This window comes from Paracoccus marcusii (genome assembly GCF_028621715.1).
Taxonomy (GTDB): Bacteria; Pseudomonadota; Alphaproteobacteria; order Rhodobacterales; family Rhodobacteraceae; genus Paracoccus; species Paracoccus marcusii.
Genome location: NZ_CP117466.1, coordinates 1,723,914 through 1,744,966, shown reverse-complemented (window position 1 = coordinate 1,744,966; position 21,053 = coordinate 1,723,914). Strand labels below are relative to the sequence as shown.

22 protein-coding genes are annotated in these 21,053 nt (G+C 67.6%); 8 read left to right on the top strand and 14 right to left on the bottom strand.

Features of this window, described 5'->3' with window-relative positions:
* Positions 1-678 precede the first annotated feature (678 nt).
* From PRL19_RS08660 to PRL19_RS08605, 12 genes are all read right to left on the bottom strand, one after another.
* Positions 679-1,188, bottom strand: coding sequence for a hypothetical protein (locus PRL19_RS08660; RefSeq protein WP_273742646.1), 510 nt, complete (start codon positions 1,186-1,188; stop codon positions 679-681).
* A 302-nt stretch (positions 1,189-1,490) separates the two neighbouring features.
* Complete coding sequence (locus PRL19_RS08655; protein ID WP_127898010.1) at positions 1,491-2,135, bottom strand: ceramidase domain-containing protein; 645 nt, start codon at positions 2,133-2,135, stop codon at positions 1,491-1,493.
* A 1-nt stretch (position 2,136) separates the two neighbouring features.
* A complete protein-coding gene (locus PRL19_RS08650) occupies positions 2,137-3,345 on the bottom strand; it encodes a YeeE/YedE family protein (RefSeq protein WP_273742645.1) in 1,209 nt (402 codons plus the stop codon).
* A gap of 76 nt (positions 3,346-3,421) precedes the next feature.
* Positions 3,422-5,518 carry a M10 family metallopeptidase C-terminal domain-containing protein gene (locus tag PRL19_RS08645; RefSeq protein WP_273742644.1) on the bottom strand — a complete coding sequence of 699 codons (2,097 nt, stop codon included), beginning with the start codon at positions 5,516-5,518 and terminating at the stop codon, positions 3,422-3,424.
* 15 nt (positions 5,519-5,533) lie between these two features.
* A complete protein-coding gene (locus PRL19_RS08640) occupies positions 5,534-5,770 on the bottom strand; it encodes a hypothetical protein (RefSeq protein WP_273742643.1) in 237 nt (78 codons plus the stop codon).
* A gap of 228 nt (positions 5,771-5,998) precedes the next feature.
* Complete coding sequence (locus PRL19_RS08635; RefSeq protein WP_148910508.1) at positions 5,999-6,685, bottom strand: ABC transporter ATP-binding protein; 687 nt, start codon at positions 6,683-6,685, stop codon at positions 5,999-6,001.
* On the bottom strand, positions 6,685-7,425 hold the full coding sequence (locus tag PRL19_RS08630) for an ABC transporter ATP-binding protein (protein ID WP_273742642.1): 741 nt from the start codon (positions 7,423-7,425) through the stop codon (positions 6,685-6,687). Before PRL19_RS08630 ends, PRL19_RS08635 begins: the two co-directional genes overlap by 1 nt.
* Entirely contained in the window at positions 7,422-8,366 is a 945-nt protein-coding gene (locus tag PRL19_RS08625) for a branched-chain amino acid ABC transporter permease (protein WP_273742641.1), read from the bottom strand. The genes PRL19_RS08630 and PRL19_RS08625 overlap by 4 nt, the downstream gene beginning before the upstream one ends.
* On the bottom strand, positions 8,363-9,280 hold the full coding sequence (locus PRL19_RS08620) for a branched-chain amino acid ABC transporter permease (protein WP_273742640.1): 918 nt from the start codon (positions 9,278-9,280) through the stop codon (positions 8,363-8,365). The genes PRL19_RS08625 and PRL19_RS08620 overlap by 4 nt, the downstream gene beginning before the upstream one ends.
* Before the next feature lie 4 nt (positions 9,281-9,284).
* Entirely contained in the window at positions 9,285-10,448 is a 1,164-nt protein-coding gene (locus PRL19_RS08615; RefSeq protein WP_273742639.1) for an ABC transporter substrate-binding protein, read from the bottom strand.
* 177 nt (positions 10,449-10,625) lie between these two features.
* Positions 10,626-11,366, bottom strand: coding sequence for a MipA/OmpV family protein (locus tag PRL19_RS08610; RefSeq protein ID WP_045981524.1), 741 nt, complete (start codon positions 11,364-11,366; stop codon positions 10,626-10,628).
* A gap of 127 nt (positions 11,367-11,493) precedes the next feature.
* A complete protein-coding gene (locus PRL19_RS08605) occupies positions 11,494-13,359 on the bottom strand; it encodes an ABC-F family ATP-binding cassette domain-containing protein (RefSeq protein ID WP_273742638.1) in 1,866 nt (621 codons plus the stop codon).
* A 121-nt stretch (positions 13,360-13,480) separates the two neighbouring features.
* Here PRL19_RS08605 and PRL19_RS08600 point away from each other — a divergent pair, with 121 nt between their 5' ends.
* From PRL19_RS08600 to PRL19_RS08585, 4 genes are all read left to right on the top strand, one after another.
* Positions 13,481-14,698, top strand: coding sequence for a GTP-binding protein (locus PRL19_RS08600; RefSeq protein WP_273742637.1), 1,218 nt, complete (start codon positions 13,481-13,483; stop codon positions 14,696-14,698).
* Entirely contained in the window at positions 14,695-15,321 is a 627-nt protein-coding gene (locus tag PRL19_RS08595) for a DUF1826 domain-containing protein (protein WP_273742636.1), read from the top strand. Before PRL19_RS08600 ends, PRL19_RS08595 begins: the two co-directional genes overlap by 4 nt.
* Complete coding sequence (locus PRL19_RS08590) at positions 15,321-15,584, top strand: DUF6525 family protein (protein ID WP_273744485.1); 264 nt, start codon at positions 15,321-15,323, stop codon at positions 15,582-15,584. The genes PRL19_RS08595 and PRL19_RS08590 overlap by 1 nt, the downstream gene beginning before the upstream one ends.
* A gap of 97 nt (positions 15,585-15,681) precedes the next feature.
* Positions 15,682-16,659: a zinc-binding dehydrogenase gene (locus tag PRL19_RS08585; RefSeq protein WP_046000166.1), complete on the top strand. Its 978-nt coding sequence runs from the start codon at positions 15,682-15,684 to the stop codon at positions 16,657-16,659.
* Positions 16,660-16,683: 24 nt separating this feature from the next.
* Here PRL19_RS08585 and PRL19_RS08580 read toward each other — a convergent pair whose 3' ends face one another.
* Complete coding sequence (locus PRL19_RS08580; protein ID WP_273742635.1) at positions 16,684-17,040, bottom strand: YigZ family protein; 357 nt, start codon at positions 17,038-17,040, stop codon at positions 16,684-16,686.
* The gene (locus PRL19_RS08575; protein WP_046000164.1) at positions 17,040-17,456 is read right to left on the bottom strand and encodes a Fur family transcriptional regulator; all 417 of its coding nucleotides are present in this window, start codon (positions 17,454-17,456) and stop codon (positions 17,040-17,042) included. The genes PRL19_RS08580 and PRL19_RS08575 overlap by 1 nt, the downstream gene beginning before the upstream one ends.
* A gap of 97 nt (positions 17,457-17,553) precedes the next feature.
* Here PRL19_RS08575 and PRL19_RS08570 point away from each other — a divergent pair, with 97 nt between their 5' ends.
* The 4 genes from PRL19_RS08570 to PRL19_RS08555 all read left to right on the top strand — a co-directional run bounded on the left by PRL19_RS08570 (position 17,554) and on the right by PRL19_RS08555 (position 21,034).
* Positions 17,554-18,429 carry a metal ABC transporter solute-binding protein, Zn/Mn family gene (locus PRL19_RS08570; protein WP_273742634.1) on the top strand — a complete coding sequence of 292 codons (876 nt, stop codon included), beginning with the start codon at positions 17,554-17,556 and terminating at the stop codon, positions 18,427-18,429.
* On the top strand, positions 18,422-19,294 hold the full coding sequence (locus PRL19_RS08565; RefSeq protein WP_273742633.1) for a manganese/iron ABC transporter ATP-binding protein: 873 nt from the start codon (positions 18,422-18,424) through the stop codon (positions 19,292-19,294). Before PRL19_RS08570 ends, PRL19_RS08565 begins: the two co-directional genes overlap by 8 nt.
* Positions 19,295-19,361: 67 nt before the next feature.
* A complete protein-coding gene (locus PRL19_RS08560) occupies positions 19,362-20,222 on the top strand; it encodes a metal ABC transporter permease (protein WP_273742632.1) in 861 nt (286 codons plus the stop codon).
* The gene (locus PRL19_RS08555) at positions 20,219-21,034 is read left to right on the top strand and encodes a metal ABC transporter permease (RefSeq protein ID WP_273742631.1); all 816 of its coding nucleotides are present in this window, start codon (positions 20,219-20,221) and stop codon (positions 21,032-21,034) included. Before PRL19_RS08560 ends, PRL19_RS08555 begins: the two co-directional genes overlap by 4 nt.
* Positions 21,035-21,053 lie beyond the last annotated feature (19 nt).

Sequence of the window (21,053 nt, the reverse complement as noted above, 5' to 3'; positions counted from 1 at the left end):
TCCGAACTTAACGTTGAAGATTGGGTCGCTCTCCGGAATGGCCTGGTGGTCGGCCGTGTCATGCTGGACGACCAGCAGAGCAGCCGCCTCGGTCGTGATTAATGGGCATGGTCGGTCATCACGATGCCCTCAAAGAACGGCTATTCAATATCGATGCCTGAAGCGCTGGACGAGGTCCGCTCACGGGCGTCTGACAAGTGGGGGCACAAGCCCCATGGTTGGCCGGATCATCGCTAAGGTGTCCCACGCCCTGTTCCAGCGTGGGACACCTGCACTGATTTCTAAGGAAAATATTACACTGCTGGTAGGCCCGGCAGGACTTCAAATCGCCACGGAAACCGTGGGCGTCTCTTAGTAGCATCAATGATCAAATAATCTAAAAGAAAAGCCCCGCGGTTGCGGGGCTCAAGTCTTCATTCAGCTTCGTGAAATCTAAGCGCACTTTCGCAAGCGCACTTCCGTTGTGACCTCCGATGGCGCGTCCGGTGCTTTTTGCTTGGGCGACGGACGGCGGAGCATAGCACGCACGCCTTCGTCAGCCTTCCACTTAGCGGAAAGCGCGTCAGAACGTTCTTTTGCGTGCTTCATGATCTCAATCTGAAGTTCGCGGTCGATAGGTGCTTTCATGGTCCTTGTCTCCCTTCGGAGCTACGTACGGATGTAACGTGTCAGGTTCGGTCAAGTTTCGTCCGTGATTCTACTCATAATCCAAATTTGCGTTCCTAGGAAAGGACTATCGCGCCGACCGTCGTAGCCTACGTCACGTAGCTCACGACAAATCGTCCAATATTTATCTAACGCTTTCTTGGGCAAATTTTCAGTGATCGTAGTCATCACGATAGTGTCAGGTTGCAGCTGTAGTGCCAGCGCGTTCGTTGCAGTCACTACACACCAAAGAGCTATTCGTCGAGCCGTAGCATCAAGAAAGCGCGTTTCTTGTCCGTCGCGGTACTCGTACACGAGCTCTTCGCCGTCCTCAATCACTGTCTCGACAATGGAGAAGTGGATGTCTCTCCCGTTCGGACGCGGCAAGTACGGCGGCATGTGCACAAACACATTATAGATCGCGTCCGTTTCGTCATCATGCCCCAAGCAAATGTGAGCATAGGCGTTGTCCCCGTCGATGCGGACCGTGAGTTCTACACCCTGCGAGTCCTCGTCGATTGCACATACAAATGCCACGCGCACCTCACCATTGGTTCATAGTGCTCCCATATAACTATACATTTCCCAGTTTCCATCGCCATGATCACAATCCCATCGAAATATTAAGGAGTAGTTACATCAGCGCGTGCTAGTGTTGCAGTAACACGAAGGGTGTCCGGTCCACGGGGCATCATCCGATGCAGTCGCTCATAGCGGCTAAGTAGATCGTTTCCAAAGTGACTATTAAGCCATTGAAATCTTATGAAGTTGAAACAGCAATGTTTCCAATACAATCAATTGTTTTAGCACGCTTTGCGAGGTCCCTTCGGGTGCACCAAGATCCCCTAACCGATCCGATGCCGCCGCCAGACCTCGATCATCCATGCCAGCATGGTCGCGTTCAGGATGTGCCACATGAAATGCGTGCCGATGGGCAGCACGGCGCAGCTGGCCTGGTCCAGCGTGCGGAAGGTCAGCGACAGCGTCAGCAGCCCCGCCCCGATCGCCAGGCCCCGCGCCACGCGCGGCTGGCGGTTCCGCAGCAGGACCGCATAGGCCAGGATCAGCACCGGCACCGGGGCATAGCTGGCCGACGATCCCAGCCCCGGCACCTGCGCGAACAGCGGCACCGTGATCGCCGCATAGGGGATGAACCCAGCAGTCACCAGCGCCGCGACCCAAGGCCGGGCGCCCAGATAGTCGCGTGTGGCGGCAAACACGTAGATCAGGATGAACGTCAGGATCGGCAGGACGTCCATCAGCCCGGTCAGTCCGTTGGCATGGGTGTGAAACAGCCAGGACCCCAGCCCGATGACGAACAGCACCCCGGCCAGCACGTGCCCCGTCGCCATGCCCGGTCCCCGCAGGCGCCGCGCCATGACCAGAGCCGCCAGCAGAAAGGCCAGGTTGGTCAGCGCATTGACGGGTTCGGACCAGTATTCCGGCCCGGTGCGTTCGCAATAGGCGTCGACGGAGTCCAGCCAGTCCATCTCAGCCGTCGGCGCGGCTGGTGCGGCGTTCCATGAAGAACCACGGGCGCAGGGCCACGCCCAGCATGTTGCCCGCGAATGCCGCCACCGCCCACAGATAGCCGTGCAGGCTGCCCGACGCGATCCCCGAGAAATAGGCCCCGATGTTGCAGCCATAGGCGATGCGCGCGCCGTAACCCAGCATCAGCCCGCCCACGACCGCGGCGATCACCGACCGCAGCGGGATCCGCAGCGACGGCGCGAACCGACCGGCCAGCGACGCGGCCAGCATGGCCCCCGCGATGATGCCGAAATCCATGACCGAGGTGACGTCCAAGACCACGCTTGACTGCAGCGCCTCGGCATTGGCGGGGCGCTGCCAGTAGCCCCAGGCGGTGGGGTCGATGCCGATGGCCTGCGCGATCTTGGCCCCCCACAGCGCAAAGGCCGAGGTGATGCCCCAAGGCCGCCCCGAGATCGCCAGCGTCAGGAAGTTCAGCACCACCAGCGCCACCGCGCCACCGACCAGCGGCCAGGGCCCGCGCAGCCAGCGCGCCATGCCGTGACGCTCACTTTCGGGGGGCTGCTCCAGCGTGCCGTGGCGGTTGCGTTCGACCCGCATCGTGATCAGCGCGATCGTCCCGAAGATGGCCAGAGACAGCGCGATCCCGCCCCAGGGACCAAGCGGCTGCCACAATGCGACAGGCTCCAGCGCGGGCAGGCTGGCCCACCAGTCGAAATGGACGGTGCCCAGCACCGACCCCACGATGAAGAAGACCAGCGTGATCAGCATCCGCGCATTGCCGCCCCCGGCGGTGAACAGCGTGCCGGAGGCGCAGCCGCCGCCAAGCTGCATGCCGATGCCGAAGATGAACGCCCCCGCGATCACCCCCAGCCCGGCCGGAGAGACCAGGCCCCGCACCTCGTTCCCGAACAGCGTTCCCGATGCGAGGGCCGGAAAGAACAGCACCACCGCCATGGCCAGCAGCAGCATCTGCACCCGAAGGCCCCTGCCCCGGCGGTCCAGGATGAACACCCGCCACGCGGAGGTGAACCCGAACGCCGCATGGTACAGCGACATGCCCAAGGCGCCGCCTACAAGGAACAGCGCGCCCTGCGCCGCCCCCTGGGTCAGCGCCAGCGCGATGGTGCCAAGCGCCAGGACAACCAGTGCGCCGGTTCCGGGAAGGCCCAATCCGGGGCGGGGGGTCAGGGTCTGTGCGTATGCCATGGCCGGTCCTTGTCATCGGTGTTGGCAGGCAGATGGACCCGGTCGCGGGGAATTTGCAAGCCCCGCGCGGGCCGCCTCACAGCAGGAAGCTGTCGGCGTCCAGCTGCAGCCTGCCGCTCAGGCGGATCAGCATGTCCGGCAGGCGGTCGCCGTCCACGTCGACCAGCACGCGGGTCATCCCGTTCGCGTGGTCCCACCGCACCGCGGCATCCCCCGCCAGCGGCCCGCGTCCGACATAGTCGACATCCAGCGCCCGCAGGTCGATCACGTCCCGATCGGGGTCGAAATCGACGATCAGGTCCGGCGCGGCAAGGCTGCTGTCGGCGGCAGAGAAGAACCGGAACGTGTCCGCGCCCAGTCCGCCCGCCATCGAATCAGCCCCCAGCCCGCCGACCATCGTGTCGTTGCCCTGCTGGCCGAACAGGCGGTCGTTGCCCCAGCCGCCATCGACGATGTCGTTGCCCAGGCCGCCCTCGGCCCGATCATGGCCGGCACCGGCGCGGACCGTGTCGAACCCCGCCCCGCCCCGGATCAAATCGTCGCCCGCCCCCGCAAGGATGATGTCCGCGCCATCGTCGCCATAAAGGCTGTCGCGTCCGGCCCCCGCGGTCAGGCGATCGTCCCCTGTCCCGCCCGCCATCGCATTGTCGCCCTGCAGGTCGGTCAGCACGTCGTTCCCGGCATCGCCGAACAGCCGGTCCGCACCGACATCCCCCAGCAGGGTGTCGTTCCCCGCGCCGCCATGCAGGATGTCGTTGCCCCATCCGCCCGACAGCCGATCGTGGCCGCCCATGCCGCGCAGGACGTTGCCGGCAGCGTTGCCATGGACCGCATCATTGCCCGATCCTGCGACATAGCCCTCGATCACGGTGTTCTGGGCGATCTGCAGATTGCCGCGCAGGCCATAGATGTCCGACATGGCCCCGGGACGCAGATCGACCCGCTGCGCCTGTCCGTCGTTGGAGAAGTTCAGAACGTCATGGCCGCCTGCGTCATAGATGGTCATCGCCACGCCGCGCGCGTTCTGGACGGTCTGATGAGAGCCCCCGTCCTGGGCCGAGAACACGCGCCCCAGCCAGCTGCTGCCCAGCGTATGGCCCACGCCATAGACCGTGTTGCCCGCGGTCAGCGACCCCGCACCCGCGGCGCCGTACAGGCGCTGGATGGCGATGATGTCGGCGGGCATCAGCGACGCCAGATAGGCGCCGCTGGCGGCGATGTTGGGGTTCTCGTCCTGGCCGAAATAGGACATCACCGAGGCCTGCCAGCTGTCGTTCACGAACCACGCGTCATCGGCGAAATTGCCGCTGCCGTTATAGAGGCCCTGGTGCCCCAGGCCTAGCGCGTGACCGATCTCGTGCACGTAGGTCTGATAGGAATAGGTGCCGATGCGTGCGCCATCCTGCGAGATCCAGTCCGTGGAGACGTTGATCGACGACCGCAGGATGCGCCCGCCCATGATCGTCGACTGGGCAAAGGCCCCGTCCTGGTTGTCGTCGAAGGTGATGTCGGCATCGCCGCGCTGTTCGACGAAGCGCAGATTGGCGACTGCCGACCAGGCCTGCATCGCGTCGCGCGCCAGCGCCCGGCCCTGCGGCGTCAGGCCGCTGAAGTCATAGGTGATGATGTTGTCGCGCGACATGTCGAAGGACCGCGCGGACTGTCCGGTATCGGCCCAGAAGCCGTCGGTCAGATAGGTGGCCAGCTCTGCCATCGGGGCGGGCCGGGGCACGGGCGCCTCGGTCACGACCAGCTGATAGCTGCCGGTGCCCGCGGAATAGGCGCCCGCGTTCACGTAATAGGTCCCGGTCTGCGTGGGCGCGATGGTGATCAGGCTGTCCAGCCCCGGCCCCCCGTCGTCGTTCACGGCGACCACGCGGCCATCGGGGCCGCGCAGTTCCAGCAGGGGGTCCGACAGGCTGATGCCGTTCAGGGCGATTCGATAGGTCGTGCCGGCCTCCAGACGGACGGCCACCCAGTCGTTGTCGCCCGAAAATCCGACCGTGCCGTTGAACACGTCCCCCGGCGCCATGCGATAGGGGGTTCCCCGTCCCCCCGGCGCGTCGCCCTGTTCGCGCAGCGTCGCGCTGAGCAGATCGACGGTGGAACCCGCGAACTCCGACCCGGCGCAGGATTTGTCATAGGGACGAAGGTTGGCGCAGATCTGGCACATGCGTGCGGCTCTTTCCTAATCGGGCAACCCGTATCGCAGCAGGTCGCGGGCAAAGCTGGTGAAATCGTCGGGCTGCAGGTCCCGGTCCGTGACGCTGAAATCCATCCGCTGGCCGGGCCGGTCGCCCTGGTCGGTCACGCGGTCCAGCTGTGCCGACAACGCCGTGGGCCCCGTGGCCAGGACGCGCAGGCGAATCCCGCCCTTGGGGTCCTGGGCGCGCAGCGCGTCGCACAGGGCATCGGCCTGGACCATGTCCACACCTTGGGCCGGGGCGCATTGGACGGTCGGTGCCTCACCGCCTCCGCCGGCATCGACTCGGCAGGCGGCCAGCATCAGCGGCGCGAAAGCAAGACCGAGGGTCACGATTCGCGCGGACGGACGCATGATGAATTCCTGAAAAAAAACGGGCGGCAGTCGCCGCAGACCAATGCATCTTATTATGTCGCGCAGGCCGCGCCGGTAAAGGGGGATGTGCGTCCGTCAGACGCCCAGATGCCGTTCTGCCACAGCGGAATCGTTCAAAAGCTGCGCATTGTCGCCGGACCAGACGGTGCGGCCCTTCTCGATCACCACATGGCGGTCGGCAAAGCGGGTCAGGGCCGACAGGTTCTTGTCCACGATCAGGATGGCCTCGCCCTGGTCCTTCAGGCGCGTCAGGCAGGACCAGATCTCGTCCCGGATCAGGGGGGCCAGGCCCTCGGTCGCCTCGTCCAGCACGATCAGGCGGGGGTTGGTCATCAGCGCCCGGCCGATGGCCAGCATCTGCTGCTCGCCGCCCGACAGCTCGCTGCCCTTGTGGCCCATGCGCTCGGCCAGGCGCGGGAACAGCGCGAGGACGCGCGGCAGGGTCCAATGGCCGGGGCGCGCGGTGGCGATCAGGTTCTCGCGCACGTCCAGGGTGGGAAAGACCTGCCGCCCCTCGGGGACCAGGCCCAGGCCCGCGCGCGCGATGCGGTGCGGCGCGGCGCGGGTCACGTCGCGCCCGTCGATGCTGACCCGCCCGCCCCGCGCCGCCAGCAGGCCAAAGATCGTGCTGATCGTCGTCGTCTTGCCCATGCCGTTGCGGCCCAGCAGGGTCACCACCTGCCCCTGCCCGACCGACAGGTGGATGTCGTGGAGGACCTGCGCCTCTCCGTAACCGGCCTGCAGCCCCTCGACGACCAGCATCACGCATCCCCCAGATAGGCGGCGCGCACCGCCGGGTCGGCGCGGACCTGATCGGGCGTGCCGGTCGCGATGATCCGGCCATAGACAAGCACGCTGACCCGGTCGGCCAGCGCAAAGACCGCGTCCATGTCATGTTCGATCAGCACCAGCGTCACCTGCCCCTTCAGGCCTGCCATGACCTGGACCAGACGCTCGGCCTCTGCCCCGCTGGTCCCGGCCAAGGGCTCGTCCAAGAGCAGAAGGCGCGGCCTTGTGGCCAGGGCGATGGCCAGCTCCAGCGCACGTTTCTCTCCATGCGACAGGCTGCCGGCGCGGGTGTCGGCGCGGTCGGCCAGACCCACGCGAGACAGCGCGTCCCGCGCCTGTGCGTTCAGGCCGTTGTCCCGTGCGACGGGGGCGAAGAAGCGGAAGCTGCTGCCCGCATGGGCCTGCACGGCGGTGGCCACGTTCTCCAGCACGGTGAAGCCCGGCAGGATCGAGGTGATCTGGAAGCTGCGCGACATGCCCGCCCGAACCCGCGCGGGCATGGGGCGACCCATCATCTCGGCCCCCGCAAAACGGACCGAGCCCGCATCCGACCCCGCCTGCCCCGACAGCTGCGCGATCAGCGTGGATTTCCCCGCGCCGTTCGGGCCGATGATGGCGTGCAGCTCGCCCTCGGTGACCTCCAGGTCCAGATCGTCGGTAACCTTCAGCGCACCATAGGATTTGCGCAACCCGCGCACGGAGAGAAGGCTCATTTCCCGCGCCCCCTGAACAGCCCCGTAAGCCCGTCGCGCGAGAACAGCACGACCAGGATCAGCAGCGTGCCGAAGATCAGCCGCCAATGTTCGGTGAAGAGCGCCAGCCATTCCTCCAGCAGCAGCGCCAGTGTCGCCCCGGCGATGGCGCCCAGCAGGTTGCCGATGCCGCCCAGGACGACCATCACCACCAGTTCCCCCGAGCGGTGCCAGTTCATGTAGGAGGGCGAGACGAAGTTGGCCTGATTGGCCAGGATCACCCCGGCGATGGCCGTCATCGCCCCCGAAATGACGAAGGCCGTCAGCTGGAACCGGAAGGGGGTGAAGCCCACCGCCTGCATCCGTAGCGGGTTTTCCCGCGCCCCGGTCAGCACCCGCCCGAACCGCGACCCGGTGATCGCGACACATAGCAGATAGAGCCCCGCCAGCATCGCCAGCGCCGCGTAATAGAGCACCCGATCATCGGCCAGCCAGTCCTGCCCCAGCACGGTCGACCGCGCCGTCAGCGTCACCCCGTCATCGCCGCCATAGGCCGACAGCGAGACGAAGAAGAAATAGGCCATCTGTGCGAAGGCCAGCGTGATCATGATGAAATAGATGCCCCGCGTGCGCAGGCTGATCGCCCCGGTGACCAGCGCGAAACCCGCACCCGCGACCACCGCCACGCCCAGATGCGCGCCCAGATCGGTGATGCCCGCGCGCGACAGGATCGCCACCGCATAGGCGCCGATGCCCAGATAGGCCGCGTGGCCAAAGCTGACCATGCCCCCATAGCCCAGGATCAGGTCCAGCGCCAAGGCGGCCATGGCGAAGGCCAGGATCCGCGTCGCCACCACCACCAGATAGGGGTCCCCCGTCAGCGCCGCGACCAGCGGCAACAGGGCGAAACCGCCGAAGATCGCCCAGGCCGCCACCCGGCGGCGCATCAACCAGCGGGTCATGGGCGCGCTCCGAACAGGCCCTGCGGCCGGGCGGCCAGGATCGCGGCCATCAGCACATAGACCAGCATCGGCGCCAGCACGCGCCCGGTCTGGGCGGCGGCGGACGGCTCCATCACCGCGCGCAGGATGATCGGGCCGAAGCTGCGGCCCAGCGTGTCGACGATCCCCACCAGCAGCGCGCCCGCGAAGGCGCCCTTGACCGAGCCGATACCGCCAATGACGATCACCACGAAGGCCAGGATCAGCACGCTTTCCCCCATCCCCGGATCGACCGACAGGATGGGTGCCACCATCGCCCCCGCGAACCCTGCCAGCATCGCGCCAAAGGCGAAGATGACGGTGAACAGCCGCCCGATATCGACGCCAAGCGCCCCCACCATCGCGCGGTTCGTGGCCCCCGCCCGCAGGCGCATGCCGATGCGGGTGCGCGTGATGACCAGCCACAGCCCCACCGCGACCGCCAGCCCCGCCGCGATCACCGCCAGCCGGAACACCGGATAGCGCAGCGCGCCCACCAGCGGCACCGACCCCGACAGCGCGTCGGGCGGCAGGATCGACAGCGGCGACTGGCCCCAGATGATCTTCACCAGCTCCGTCACCACCATGACCAGCCCGAAGGTCGCCAGCACCTGATCCAGATGCGGGCGGTCATAGAGCCTGCGAAAGATCAGCGCCTCCAGCACCAGCCCGATGACCAGCGTTGCCGGAAGGGTCAGCAGAAGGCCCAGCCCGTAGCTGCCGGTCATGCCCGCGAACATCACCACCAGATAGGCGCCGACCATGTAGATCACGCCATGGGCCAGGTTCACGAAATCCATGATCCCGAAGACCAGGGTCAGCCCGGCGGCGATCAGGAACAGAAGGACCCCCAGCTGCACCCCGTTCAGCAGCTGCAGCAGGAACAGGCTGGTCATCGGCTCAGTTCATCTGGCAGTTGGCGGCGTAATTGTCCTGATAGTCGTCGAAGATCTTTTCGACGACCGAGGTGGCGAATTTGCCGTCCTCGCGCTGCACCACCGTGGTCAGGTAGAAGTCCTGGATCGGGAAGTGGTTGGGACCAAAGCTGAAATCGCCGCGGACCGAGGTGAAGGGCGCCCCCTCCAGCGCTGCGATCAGCGCGTCGCGGTCGGTGCCGCCCGCCTTGCGCAGCGCGCCGTCGATCAGGCGGGCCGCGTCATAGCCCTGCATGGCATAGACGCCGGGTACATGGCCGTATTTCGCCTCATAGGCCGCGACGAAAGCGGCGTTTTCCGCCGTGTCCAGATCGGGCGCCCAGTTCGACCCGGCAAAGAAGCCCAGGGCCGCCTCGGCCTGCGCGGGCAGCGTCGCCTCGTCCACGGTGAAGGCCGACAGGAACGGGATGCCCTCCAGCCCGGCCTGGCGATACTGGCGCACCAGGTTCACACCCATGCCGCCCGGCATGAAGGCGAAGACCGCATCGGGCTGCATCGCGGCGATCTGGGCCAGTTCGGCGGAATAGTCCAGCTGACCCATCTGGGTGAAGATCTCTCCGGCGACGCCGCCGGTATAGCTTTTCTTGAAGCCCGCCAGCGCGTCCTGCCCGGCCTGATAGTTCGGGGCCAGCAGGAAGACGTTCTGGAACCCCTGCGCCTGCGCATGGGCGCCCATCACCTCGTGCATCTGGTCGTTCTGATAGGACGTCGCGAAGAAGGCCTTGTTGCATTCCGCCCCGGCCAGGTTCGACGGGCCGGCATTCGGGCTGATCAGGATGCCGCCCCCCTGCGTCACCGGCTGCACGATGGCGCCCGCGACGTTCGAGAAGATCGGCCCGACCACGATGTCCGCGCCGTTCCGCTCGACCAGTTCGCGGGCCTTGTTGGCGGCGACGTCGGGCTTCTGTTCGTCGTCGACCACGATGATCTCGGTGGGGATGCCGCCCAGATCGCCGATCTCCTCTGCGGCCAGCAGGAAGCCGTCGCGCGCCATCTCTCCCAGCACGGCGCCGGGGCCGGACAGGGTCAGCAGCACGCCCACGGTCAGCGTGTCGTCCTGCGCCATGGCCGGGGCGGCCAGGGCGGTCGTTGCGGCAAGCGCCGCGATCAGCGAACGGGTCTGGGTCATGGTGCGGTCTTTCCCTGTTGGCGGGGACCGCGTTGGTCGCGGCCCGGTTCGGATGCCTTGACACCAGAACGCAACAGGCGGGCGCGACCTGTCAAGAAATTATTTCAGGCTTAAAACATTTGGCCAAGAAAAAGGGGCCGCGCCACGCGCGACCCCGATCCCCTGACCCTGCGGCGATCAGAAGCCGAAGGAGAACCGACGCGTCACGCCAAGGCGCAGCGAGGGCTGGTATTCTTCCTGCACGACCGGCGAATCGCCGGCGTCGCCGATCAGCTTGCCGTAACGCACCTCGCCCAGGACGGCGGTGGTGTCGTTGATGGCATAGCGCGCCTCGAAGGTGATCGCGGCCTCGTTCAGACCGCCGCCGGGGGCGCTGGCGGGCAGGCCGCTGGTCACGCTTTCGGCCGGCGTCACGCCGAAATAGGTGTTGTTGAAGTCGTCATTGCCATAGACGACCTCGGCCCCGGACCACAGGGTCACGCGGTCGCTCAGCTCGGTGCGGTACTTCGCGCCGACCTCTCCGGTGATGCCCTCATGGCCCTCGAACCCGCGGCGCACGCTGCCATAGGCCGTCACCGGCCCCGCGCCATAGCTGACCCGCAGGCCCAGCTCATAGGCGCGGTCGATGTCGTCCAGCCCCGTCAGGGCCGCGTCGTCGCTGCTTTCACGCTTGCCCACGGTGCCAAAGGACGGCGCGATCGAGAATCCCTGCGCAGGGGCCGTACCGACCGGACCGAAGCCCGCGTCGCGCCAGATGATCCACGGCGCGACCTCGGCATCCTCGGCACCGGGATAGGCCGGGCGCAGGGCCGCACCGACGCCCAGATCGACCGAGAACGTGCGCCCCCCGGTTGCCCCGAAATCCTGCGCATGGGCAGGAACGGCGAACAGGACGGCAAGGGCCAAGGCATATTTCATGGGGGCGATTCCGCGCAAAAAGGGCTTTCCGGGTATCTATGGCCGTGCCCCGCAAGGCACAACCTGTCCGCGTCTTATCCTGGGCCATGCGCCGCATTTTCGCAACAGCGCGATGATCACCCCGCCGTCAGCCCTTTTCGGCCGCGTCCAGCTTTTCCAGCGCGGCCATCCACAGCTCCTCGGCAAAGGCCAGGGCGCGCACGGCCTCGGCCCGCTTCTTGCCCCATTTCTCGGCCTCGTAGGGATCGTTGTAGAGGCCCGGATCGGCCAGCTTGACGTCCAGCTTGCCCATCATCTCGGTCAGCTTCTGGACCCGCTCCTCGGACTTGCGCACGTCCGACCGCAGGGCCAGCACCGCATCGCGGTTCGGCTTCTTCGGGGCGGCGGGCTTAGCCGCCTCGGGGGTCTTCTCGCCGGACTTCTCGGCGGGCGCGTCGCCCGACAGCAGGAACTTGCGGTAATCATCCAGATCGCCCTCGTAGGGGGCGACGGCGCCGTCCTTGACCAGCCACAGCCGGTCCGCGACCAGTCCCAGCAGGTGCATGTCGTGACTGACCAGCACGACCGCGCCCGTGTAATCGTTCAGCGCCTCGGACAGGGCCTCGCGGCTTTCGATGTCCAGGTGGTTGGTCGGTTCGTCCAGGATCAGCAGATGCGGCGCGTCGATCGTGGCCAGCAGCAGCGACAGGCGCGCCTTCTGGCCGCCGGACAGGGCGCGGACCTTGGTCTCGACCTGCGCCTCCATCAGGCCGAAACCGGCCAAACGGGCCCGCTGGCGCGCCTGCGCCTCGTTCGGGCGCACGGCGCGGATGTGGTCCAGCGGCGTGTCGTCCAGCGACAGCTCGTCGACCTGGTGCTGGGCGAAATAGCCGACGCGCAGCTTGTTCGACTGCACCACCTTGCCGGCCATCGGCGTCAGGCGGCCGGCCAGCAGCTTGGACAGCGTCGACTTGCCCTGGCCGTTGCGGCCCAGCAGCGCGATGCGGTCGTCCTGATCGATGCGCAGCCCCAGGCGCGACAGCACGGTGCGGTCACCATAGCCGACATTGACCCCTTCCATCGCGACGATGGGGGGCGACAGCTCCTCAGGCTGGGGAAAGCTGAAGCGGAAGAACTTGGCCTCTTCGGGCGCGGTGATCGGCTCCATCTTGGCCAGCGCCTTGACGCGGGCCTGGGCTTGGCGGGCCTTGCTGGCCTTGGCACCAAAGCGGTCGACGAAGCTTTGCAGATGGGCGCGGCGCTCGGACTGCTTCTTGGCCTCGGCGGCCTGCAATGCACGCTTTTCGGCGCGGATGCGGGTGAAGCTGTCATAGCCGCCGGTATACAGCGTCAGCTTCTTGTCCTCGACATGCAGGATATGGCCGACGGCGCGGTTCAACAGCCCGCGGTCGTGGCTGATGATGATGACCGTGTGCGGATAGCGGGCCAGATAGGTCTCCAGCCACAGCGCGCCTTCCAGGTCCAGATAGTTGGTCGGTTCGTCCAGAAGCAGCAGGTCGGGCTGCGCGAACAGCACCCCCGCCAGCGCCACGCGCATCCGCCAGCCGCCGCTGAAGTCGCTGGTCGGTCGCTGCTGGTCGGCGGTGTCGAAGCCCAGCCCGTCCAGGATCGTCGCGGCGCGGGCCTCGGCCGACCAGGCATCGATGTCGGTCAGGCGGGTCTGGATGTCCGCGATGCGATGCGCGTCCGTCGCGGTCAGCGATTCCGCCATCAGGGCGGTGCGTTCCTGGTCTGCCTCCAGAACGGTCTCCAGCACGGACAGCGCGGTCGCGGCCGATTCCTGGGCCACGCCGCCGATGCGGGCGCGCGTCGGCAGGCTGATGGCGCCGCCGTCCAGGCCCAGTTCGCCGCGGATCAGCTTGAACAGCGTCGTCTTGCCCGCGCCGTTCGGACCCACAAGGCCGACCTTGTGCCCTTCGGGCACGGATGCCGAGGCGCCGGCGAACAGCGGGCGGCCCTGGATGGAATAGGAGATGTCATCGATGTGCAGCATCCGCGCGGCATGGCCCATCGGGGGCGGGTCGTCAATGGGGCGGGCAAGGCAGGCTGCAGGATTGTCATCAGTAATGTTATACTATAACTAACCTGACCAGCCACAGCACCGAGGACCTGCCATGACCCACGATCCCCGCCTGCCCGTCACCGTCCTGTCCGGCTTTCTGGGCGCCGGCAAGACGACACTGCTGAACGCCGTCCTGAACAATCGCGACGGGCTGCGCGTCGCCGTCATCGTCAACGACATGTCCGAGGTGAACATCGACGCCGACCTGGTCCGCGCCGAGGGCGGCATGTCGCAGACACAGGAGACCCTGGTCGAGATGTCGAACGGCTGCATCTGCTGCACCCTGCGCGAGGACCTGCTGCTGGAGGTGCGCCGCCTGGCCCAGGCGGGGCGGTTCGACTATCTGCTGATCGAATCGACCGGGATCAGCGAGCCGCTGCCCGTCGCCACCACCTTCGAGTTCGTGGATGACAGCGGCGCCAGCCTGTCCGACGTGGCGCGGCTGGACACGATGGTGACGGTGGTCGATGCGGTGAACCTGACGGCCGACTTCTCCAGCCACGATTTCCTGTCCGACCGCGGAGAGGTGATGGGCGACGCCGACGCGCGCACGCTGGTCGATCTGCTGACCGACCAGATGGAATTCGCCGACGTGATCGTGCTGAACAAATGCAGCGATGCCGGACCCGCCCGCGTGGATGCCGCGCGCAAGATCATCCGGGCGCTGAACGCCGACGCGCGCATCATCAAGACGGATCACAGCCGCGTCGCGCCGCGCGACATCCTGAACACCGGCCTGTTTGATTTCGACCGCGCCCATACCCATCCGATGTGGGCCAAGGAGCTGTACGGCCATGCCGACCACACCCCCGAGACCGAGGAATACGGCGTCGCCAGCTTCGTCTATCGCGCCCGCCAGCCGTTCGAGCCGCGCAAGATATACGAGCTGCTGAACGGCCCCCTGCCCGGCGTGATCCGCGCCAAGGGGCATTTCTGGGTCGCCACGCGGCCCGACTGGGTGGCCGAGTTCTCTCTGGCGGGGGCGCTGTCCTCGGTCCGGCCCCTGGGGCAGTGGTGGGCCTCGGTCCCACGCGACCGCTGGCCGACCCACCCCGAGGGGCGCGCCTATCTGGACGCGCATTGGTCCGACCCCTTCGGCGACCGGCGGCAGGAGCTGGTCTTCATCGGCACCGGCATGGACGAGGATCGCATCCGCGCCCGCCTGGACGCCTGCCTTCTGGGCGAGGAATGGGGCGACAACCCGGCCGGCTGGACCGCCCTGCCCGACCCCTTTCCCGCCTGGCGCCGCGCGACGGAGGTCGCGGCATGAACCAGCGCGTCGCCCTGCGACCAACCCCCGCGACGGCGATGAACAGCGGCCACGATCCGCGCGTGCTGGGGACCATCGCGCTGCCCGGCGTCGCGGTCGCGCTGTGGCAGCGGACCACCGATCCTGCATGGCAGGTCTGGCTGGATGCGTTGCCGCCGGACCGGTTGCCGCGTCTGCGCCAGACCATGCGCCCGCAGGACGCCGCGACGGCCCTGCGCCATGCCTGCGACGCGGCCGCGCTGGCGGATTGCGATTACCGCAGCGCGCTGATCGACCAGATCGCCGAGTTGGCGCAGCACGCGGCGCGTTCCCTGGGCGCGTTGATGGTCACCCTGCGGGTCGAGGTCACGGATGGCCAGTCCTGTCCGAAATGGCATCTGGATGCAGTGCGCGCACGGCTGCTTTGCACGCTGCGCGGGGCGGGCACGCAGTTCGGTCCCGTGAGTGGTCCGGCCCAGGTCGACCGCATCCAGCAGATGCCCACGGGCACCGCCGCACTGTTCCGCGGCCGGACCTGGGGGGCCCAGCCGACGGGCATCCTGCACCGGTCGCCGCCCGCCATCCCCGGCCAGACGCGGCTGCTGGTGGTGGTCGATCCGGTGGAGGAGGCCGCGTCGTGCTGATGCGCCGCTGTGCCAACCTGGGCCGGACCGCGCAGCGCCAGCGGCGGCGCACGCGCGACCCCATGGCGGCCTTCGACGCGCTGCCTGCGCCGCTGCGCGCCTGGCTGAGCCGCGCCGCCCTCCCCTGGTCGCCCGCATCCTGCCTGCGCATCTGGCAGCGGCAGCGGGCGCAGGGGGCCACGATCAACCAGATCCTGGCCGCCCTGGACCGGGCCGAGGCGCGGGCGCTGGCCCGCGAGGTTCCCGCCGAACGGGCCGCTTGACGCGGAGTCATCCTGTCGCCGCCCGCGCGCCGGCACTGGCAACGGCGGGGGGCAATGCCTAGGTCAGCTGCAACGAACAGGACCGAAAGGATATCTTATGCGCAGCGTCACCCATGACCGCTTCGGCGAACCCGCCGACGTGCTGCAGTCGACCGACACCGACCGTCCCGCCCCGCAGGACGGCGAGCTGCTGGTCCGCGTGCTTCTGTCGCCCATCCACAATCACGACCTGTGGACCATCCGCGGCAATTACGGCGTGCGTCCCGACCTGCCCGCCACCGCCGGCAGCGAGGCCGTGGGCATCGTCGAGGAGACCGGCCCCGGCGTCGACCCCGCCCTGAAGGGCCGCCGCGTCGCCGTCGCGGGCCTCAAGGGGTCCTGGGCCGAATACGCCGTGGCCCAGGCCGCTGGCGCAATCCCTGTCCCCGACGAGATGCCCGACGCGGCCGCGGCCCAGCTGATCGCCATGCCCTTCAGCGCCATCACGTTGCTGGAGTTCCTGCACGTATCGCGCGGTGACTGGGTGATCCAGACCGCCGCCAACGGCGCGGTGGGCAAGATCATGGCCGTGCTGGCGCAGTCGCGCGGCGTGCGCCTGCTGAACCTGGTCCGCCGCCCCGAAGCGGTCGAGGAACTGACCGCGATGGGCATGACCGACGTCATCTCGACCAGCGACCCGGACTGGGTGGCCAAGGCGCGCGCGATCGTGGGCAAGGACGGCGCCCGCGCGGCGGTCGATTCCGTGGGCGGCGCGGTCGCGGCGGGGCTGGTCGACCTGCTGGGCACCGAGGGGCTGCTGGTCACCTTCGGTTCGACCACCGGAGAGGACCTGCAGCTGCCTGCCGGGCCGATCATCTTCAAGCACCTGTCCGTCAAGGGCTTCTGGGGTGCCAAGGTGATGCCCGCCACCCCGGCAGAGGATCGCCAGCGCATGTTCGGCGAACTGATCGGGCTGGTCATGGACGGCAAGCTGGACCTGACCGCGGGCGGCACCTTCGGACTGGACGAACCGACCCAGGCCGTCACCGCCGCCCTGACGCCGGGCCGCACCGGCAAGGTGATGTTCCGGCCCTGACCGAGGGGGTGACCCGTCTCCGGGTCAGCCCGCCCCCGTCTCGCGCAGGTAATGGCGCACCGCATCGGCGACATGCCGGAACCGGTCCCCGCCCAGATGCTTGCCGCCGTACCAGCGCGTGACGATGACCACATGATCCTGCAGGCCGGCGCGTTCCAGCATCTGCAGGATCAGCTGCCCCGCGCCGCTTTCGCCATCGTCATCCTTGACGCCCTCGCCGCCCAGGATGGCGGCCCAACTGTGATGGGTCGCCTTTTGGAACCGCTTGACCCGCGTCAGCTCGGCCAGCATCGCGGCCACCGCCGCCCGGTCGGCGGCCGGCCCGCCCGACACCGCATAGCGCGACCCTCGATCGCTGATGATCTTGTCGAACACCTGCATCAGCGCCGCCGCACATACAGCTCCAGCCGGTGATGGACGATGTCATATCCCATCTCGGCGGCGATCTCGGCCTGAAGGCGCTCGATCCGTTCGTTGGTGAACTCCATGACCTCGCCGCTGTCCACGTCGATCATGTGGTCGTGGTGGCGCTGGTCGGCGGCCTCCCAGCGGGCGGGTTCGCCCTGGAATTCCAGCTTCTCGATCACGCCCTGCGCCTGCAGCGTCGTCAGCGTGCGATAGACCGTGGCCAGCGACACCCCCGCCCCGGCGGTGACCGCGCGGGCATGCAGCTCGGCCGCGTCCGGATGATCGTCGGCTGCGGCGATCACCTGCAGCAGCGCCGCGCGCTGACGCGTGACGCGGACCCCCGCATCCCGCAACGCCTGCTCCAACCTGTCCGCACGTCGTCTGGTCATCCGCGCATTCTGCCGCAGCCGGGGTCCAGTTGCAACTGGTTCTCAACTGTTGACAGTTGCGAACCGTTCGCAGATAACAGGGGCATTGGAGGATGCGATGTATCGATTCCTGACGCCGTTCCTGTTCCTGATCCCGACCCATGCGACCGCTGACCAGTTGCAGGTCGCCACCAGTTTCACCGTGATCGCCGACATGGCCCGCAATGTGGGCGGCCACCTGGCCGAGGTGCGGTCAATCACCCCGCCAGGGGCCGAGATCCACGACTATCAACCCAGCCCGCGCGACATCATCGGCATCGCCGATGCCGATCTGATCCTGGTCAACGGCCTGAACCTGGACGGATGGGCCCAGCAATACCTGGACCGCGCGGGCGACGTGCCCATCGTCACGGTGACGCAGGGCATCGACCCCCTGCCGATCCGCAGCGGCGATTACGAAGGCAAGCCGAACCCCCATGCCTGGATGGCGCTGGATTCGGCACAGATCTATGTCGACAACATCGCCGCCGCGATGGCCCAGGCCGACCCCGACAATGCCGCCGCCTATGCCGCGAATGCGGACGACTACAAGCAGCAGATCGCCGATGTCGTGGGCCCGCTGCGTGACGCCGCCCGCGCCCTGCCCCAGGATCGCCGCTATCTGGTCACCTCCGAAGGCGCCTTCAGCTATCTGGCCCGCGATTTCGGCCTGACCGAGATGTATCTCTGGCCCATCAACGCCGAAGGCCAGGGCACGCCCCAGCAGGTCCGTGCCCTGATCGACGCCATGCGTGACACCGGCGCGCCGGTGATCTTCTCGGAAAGCACCATCTCGGACCGTCCGGCGCGCAGCATCGCAGCGGAAACCGGGGCCGACTATGGCGGCGTCCTCTATGTGGACAGCCTGTCGGACACGGAGGGGCCCGTGCCCACCTATCTGGACCTGCTGCGGGTCACGTCGCAGACCATCGTGGACGCGCTGGCCGATGGCTGACCCTCAGACCCAGCGCGACCCCCTGGGCATCGAGGTCGGCGATCTGACGGTTGCCTATCGCAACGGCCACCGCGCCCTGGCGCAAGCCAGCTTCACCGTGCCACAGGGTTCGGTGACCGCGCTGGTCGGCGTGAACGGCGCGGGAAAATCGACGCTGTTCAAGGCGCTGATGGACCTGCTGCCCCATGCCACGGGTCAGGTGCGCATCCTGGGCCTGACCGTGCGCCAGGCCCTGTCGCGCAACCTCGTCGCCTATGTCCCCCAGGCGGAGGAGGTCGACTGGACCTTCCCCGTGCTGGTGCGCGACGTGGTGATGATGGGCCGCTACGGCCATATGGGCTTTTTGCGCCGCGCCCGCCCCGCCGACCGCCAAGCCGTCACCGAGGCGCTGGCCCGCGTGGGCCTGACCGACTACGCCACCCGCCAGATCGGAGAGCTGTCCGGCGGCCAGAAGAAGCGCGTCTTCCTCGCCCGCGCGCTGGCGCAGGAGGCGCGGGTGATCCTGCTGGACGAACCCTTCACCGGCGTCGACGTGCAGACCGAACAGACGATCATCACGCTTCTGCGCCAGATGCGCGACGAAGGCCGGGTGATGCTGGTCTCGACCCACGATCTGGGCTCGGTCCCCGAATATTGCGACCGCGTTGTGCTGGTCAAAGGCACGGTGCTGGCCTTCGGCCCGACCGAGACGACCTTCACACCCGCCAACCTGCGCCAGGCCTTCGGCGGCACGCTGCGCCACTTCATGCTGGGCGGCACCGACCTGCATGCCGACGCGGACGCGCGCAACGTGGACGTCTTCACCGACGACGAACGCCCGCTGATCTTCTACGACGACCGTCACCGGACGGGGGGCGGCGCATGAGCATTTCTCCTTTGCCCCAATACCCTGCGGGGGTGCGGGGGTGCAAAACCCCCGCGCGCGACGCCTGATGATCGATCTGGCCCTGACGCCCTTCACCTATGGTTACATGGCGACCGCGATCTGGGTCTCGGCCCTGGTCGGGGGCGTCTGCGCGTTCCTCTCGGCCTACCTGATGCTCAAGGGGTGGAGCCTGATCGGCGACGCGCTGTCCCATTCCATCGTGCCGGGCGTGGCGGGGGCCTACATGCTGGGCCTGCCCTTCGCGCTTGGCGCGTTCCTGTCGGGAGGGCTTGCAGCGCTGACCATGCTGTTCCTGAACACCCGCACGGGGCTCAAACAGGACGCGATCATCGGCCTGATCTTCACCGGCTTCTTCGGCATCGGGCTGTTCATGGTGTCTCTGAACCCGGTCGCGGTGGACCTGCAGGCGATCACCATGGGCAACATCCTGGCCATCGCGCCAGCCGACGTGATCCAGCTGGTGCTGATCTCGACCGTCTCGCTTGCGATCCTGCTGATGAAATGGCGCGACCTGATGGTGGTCTTCTTCGACGAGACCCACGCCCGCACCATCGGCCTGCATCCGAACCGCATGAAGGCGCTGTTCTTCACCCTGCTGGCGGCCTCGACCGTGGCGGCGATGCAGACCGTCGGCGCCTTCCTGGTCATCGCCCTGGTGGTGACGCCGGGGGCCACGGCCTATCTGCTGACCGACCGCTTTCCGCGGCTGATCGTGATCTCGGTCGTGATCGGCACGACGACCTCGGCCATCGGCGCCTATGCCAGCTTCTTCCTGGACGGGGCCACGGGCGGCATCATCGTGACGCTGCAGACGCTGATCTTCCTGGCGGCCTTCGTCTTCGCCCCCACCCACGGGCTGCGCGCCACGCGCCGCCGCGCCCGCGACGCCGTCAGGGCGCGGCCATGAACGCGCTGATCCTGCCCTTCACCTTTCCGGTCATGGCGGACGCGGCGCTGATCGCGGTGATCGTGGCCATCCCGGCGGCGCTGCTGTCCTGCTTTCTGGTCCTCAAGGGCTGGGCGCTGATGGGCGACGGGATCAGCCACGCCGTCCTGCCGGGCATCGTGCTGGCCTATGCGATGGGCGTGCCGCTGCTGGTCGGGGCCTTCGCGGCGGGCATGGTCTGCGCGCTCTCCTCGGGCTGGCTGGACGCCAACAGCCGCATCAAGTCCGACACCGCGCTTGGCGTGGTCATGGCAGGCATGTTCGCCGTCGGCCTGATCCTCTTCACGGTCTTTCCGCCCGGGGTGCATCTGGACCATATCCTGTTCGGCAACATTCTCGGCATCGGGCCGGGCGATTTCGCCCAGGCCCTGCCCATCGCCGCCGCCGTGACGCTGGCGCTGCTGCTCAAATGGCGGGATTTCGCGCTGCTGGCCTTCGATCCGGTGCAGGCGCGGGTGTCGGGGCTGCGGGTGGGCTGGCTGCATTACGGGATGCTGGCGATGATCGCGGCGTCGGTCGTGGCGATGCTGTCGGCGGTGGGGATCATCCTGGCCGTGGGGCTGCTGATCGCGCCCGGCGCCATCGCCTTCCTGCTGACCCGCCGCCTGGCGGTGATGATGGCGCTGGCCACCGCCATCGCGGTGGCCAGCGCGCTGGCGGGCATCTGGGCCAGCTTCTGGCTGGACAGCGCGCCCGCCCCCACGATCATCGTGATCCTGACCGCGGTCTTCGTGCTGGCCTTTGCCTGGCGGCAGATGGCGCCGCGCGCGTGAACGGCGGCGCCTGACCCCT

Excerpts from the sequence above, each read along its gene's own strand:
- PRL19_RS08650 (WP_273742645.1), bottom strand. The coding sequence starts at position 3,345 with ATGGCATACGCACAGACCCTGACCCCCCGCCCCGGATTGGGCCTTCCC.
- PRL19_RS08620 (WP_273742640.1), bottom strand. The coding sequence starts at position 9,280 with ATGACCAGCCTGTTCCTGCTGCAGCTGCTGAACGGGGTGCAGCTGGGG.
- PRL19_RS08595 (WP_273742636.1), top strand. The coding sequence starts at position 14,695 with ATGAACCAGCGCGTCGCCCTGCGACCAACCCCCGCGACGGCGATGAAC.
- PRL19_RS08610 (WP_045981524.1), bottom strand. The coding sequence starts at position 11,366 with ATGAAATATGCCTTGGCCCTTGCCGTCCTGTTCGCCGTTCCTGCCCAT.
- PRL19_RS08600 (WP_273742637.1), top strand. The coding sequence starts at position 13,481 with ATGACCCACGATCCCCGCCTGCCCGTCACCGTCCTGTCCGGCTTTCTG.
- PRL19_RS08605 (WP_273742638.1), bottom strand. The coding sequence starts at position 13,359 with ATGCTGCACATCGATGACATCTCCTATTCCATCCAGGGCCGCCCGCTG.
- PRL19_RS08615 (WP_273742639.1), bottom strand. The coding sequence starts at position 10,448 with ATGACCCAGACCCGTTCGCTGATCGCGGCGCTTGCCGCAACGACCGCC.
- PRL19_RS08555 (WP_273742631.1), top strand. The coding sequence starts at position 20,219 with ATGAACGCGCTGATCCTGCCCTTCACCTTTCCGGTCATGGCGGACGCG.
- PRL19_RS08655 (WP_127898010.1), bottom strand. The coding sequence starts at position 2,135 with ATGGACTGGCTGGACTCCGTCGACGCCTATTGCGAACGCACCGGGCCG.
- PRL19_RS08580 (WP_273742635.1), bottom strand. The coding sequence starts at position 17,040 with ATGCAGGTGTTCGACAAGATCATCAGCGATCGAGGGTCGCGCTATGCG.
- PRL19_RS08560 (WP_273742632.1), top strand. The coding sequence starts at position 19,362 with ATGATCGATCTGGCCCTGACGCCCTTCACCTATGGTTACATGGCGACC.
- PRL19_RS08585 (WP_046000166.1), top strand. The coding sequence starts at position 15,682 with ATGCGCAGCGTCACCCATGACCGCTTCGGCGAACCCGCCGACGTGCTG.
- PRL19_RS08575 (WP_046000164.1), bottom strand. The coding sequence starts at position 17,456 with ATGACCAGACGACGTGCGGACAGGTTGGAGCAGGCGTTGCGGGATGCG.
- PRL19_RS08635 (WP_148910508.1), bottom strand. The coding sequence starts at position 6,685 with ATGCTGGTCGTCGAGGGGCTGCAGGCCGGTTACGGAGAGGCGCAGGTC.
- PRL19_RS08630 (WP_273742642.1), bottom strand. The coding sequence starts at position 7,425 with ATGAGCCTTCTCTCCGTGCGCGGGTTGCGCAAATCCTATGGTGCGCTG.
- PRL19_RS08570 (WP_273742634.1), top strand. The coding sequence starts at position 17,554 with ATGTATCGATTCCTGACGCCGTTCCTGTTCCTGATCCCGACCCATGCG.
- PRL19_RS08590 (WP_273744485.1), top strand. The coding sequence starts at position 15,321 with ATGCGCCGCTGTGCCAACCTGGGCCGGACCGCGCAGCGCCAGCGGCGG.
- PRL19_RS08640 (WP_273742643.1), bottom strand. The coding sequence starts at position 5,770 with ATGGTCCAGGCCGATGCCCTGTGCGACGCGCTGCGCGCCCAGGACCCC.
- PRL19_RS08625 (WP_273742641.1), bottom strand. The coding sequence starts at position 8,366 with ATGACCCGCTGGTTGATGCGCCGCCGGGTGGCGGCCTGGGCGATCTTC.
- PRL19_RS08565 (WP_273742633.1), top strand. The coding sequence starts at position 18,422 with ATGGCTGACCCTCAGACCCAGCGCGACCCCCTGGGCATCGAGGTCGGC.
- PRL19_RS08645 (WP_273742644.1), bottom strand. The coding sequence starts at position 5,518 with ATGTGCCAGATCTGCGCCAACCTTCGTCCCTATGACAAATCCTGCGCC.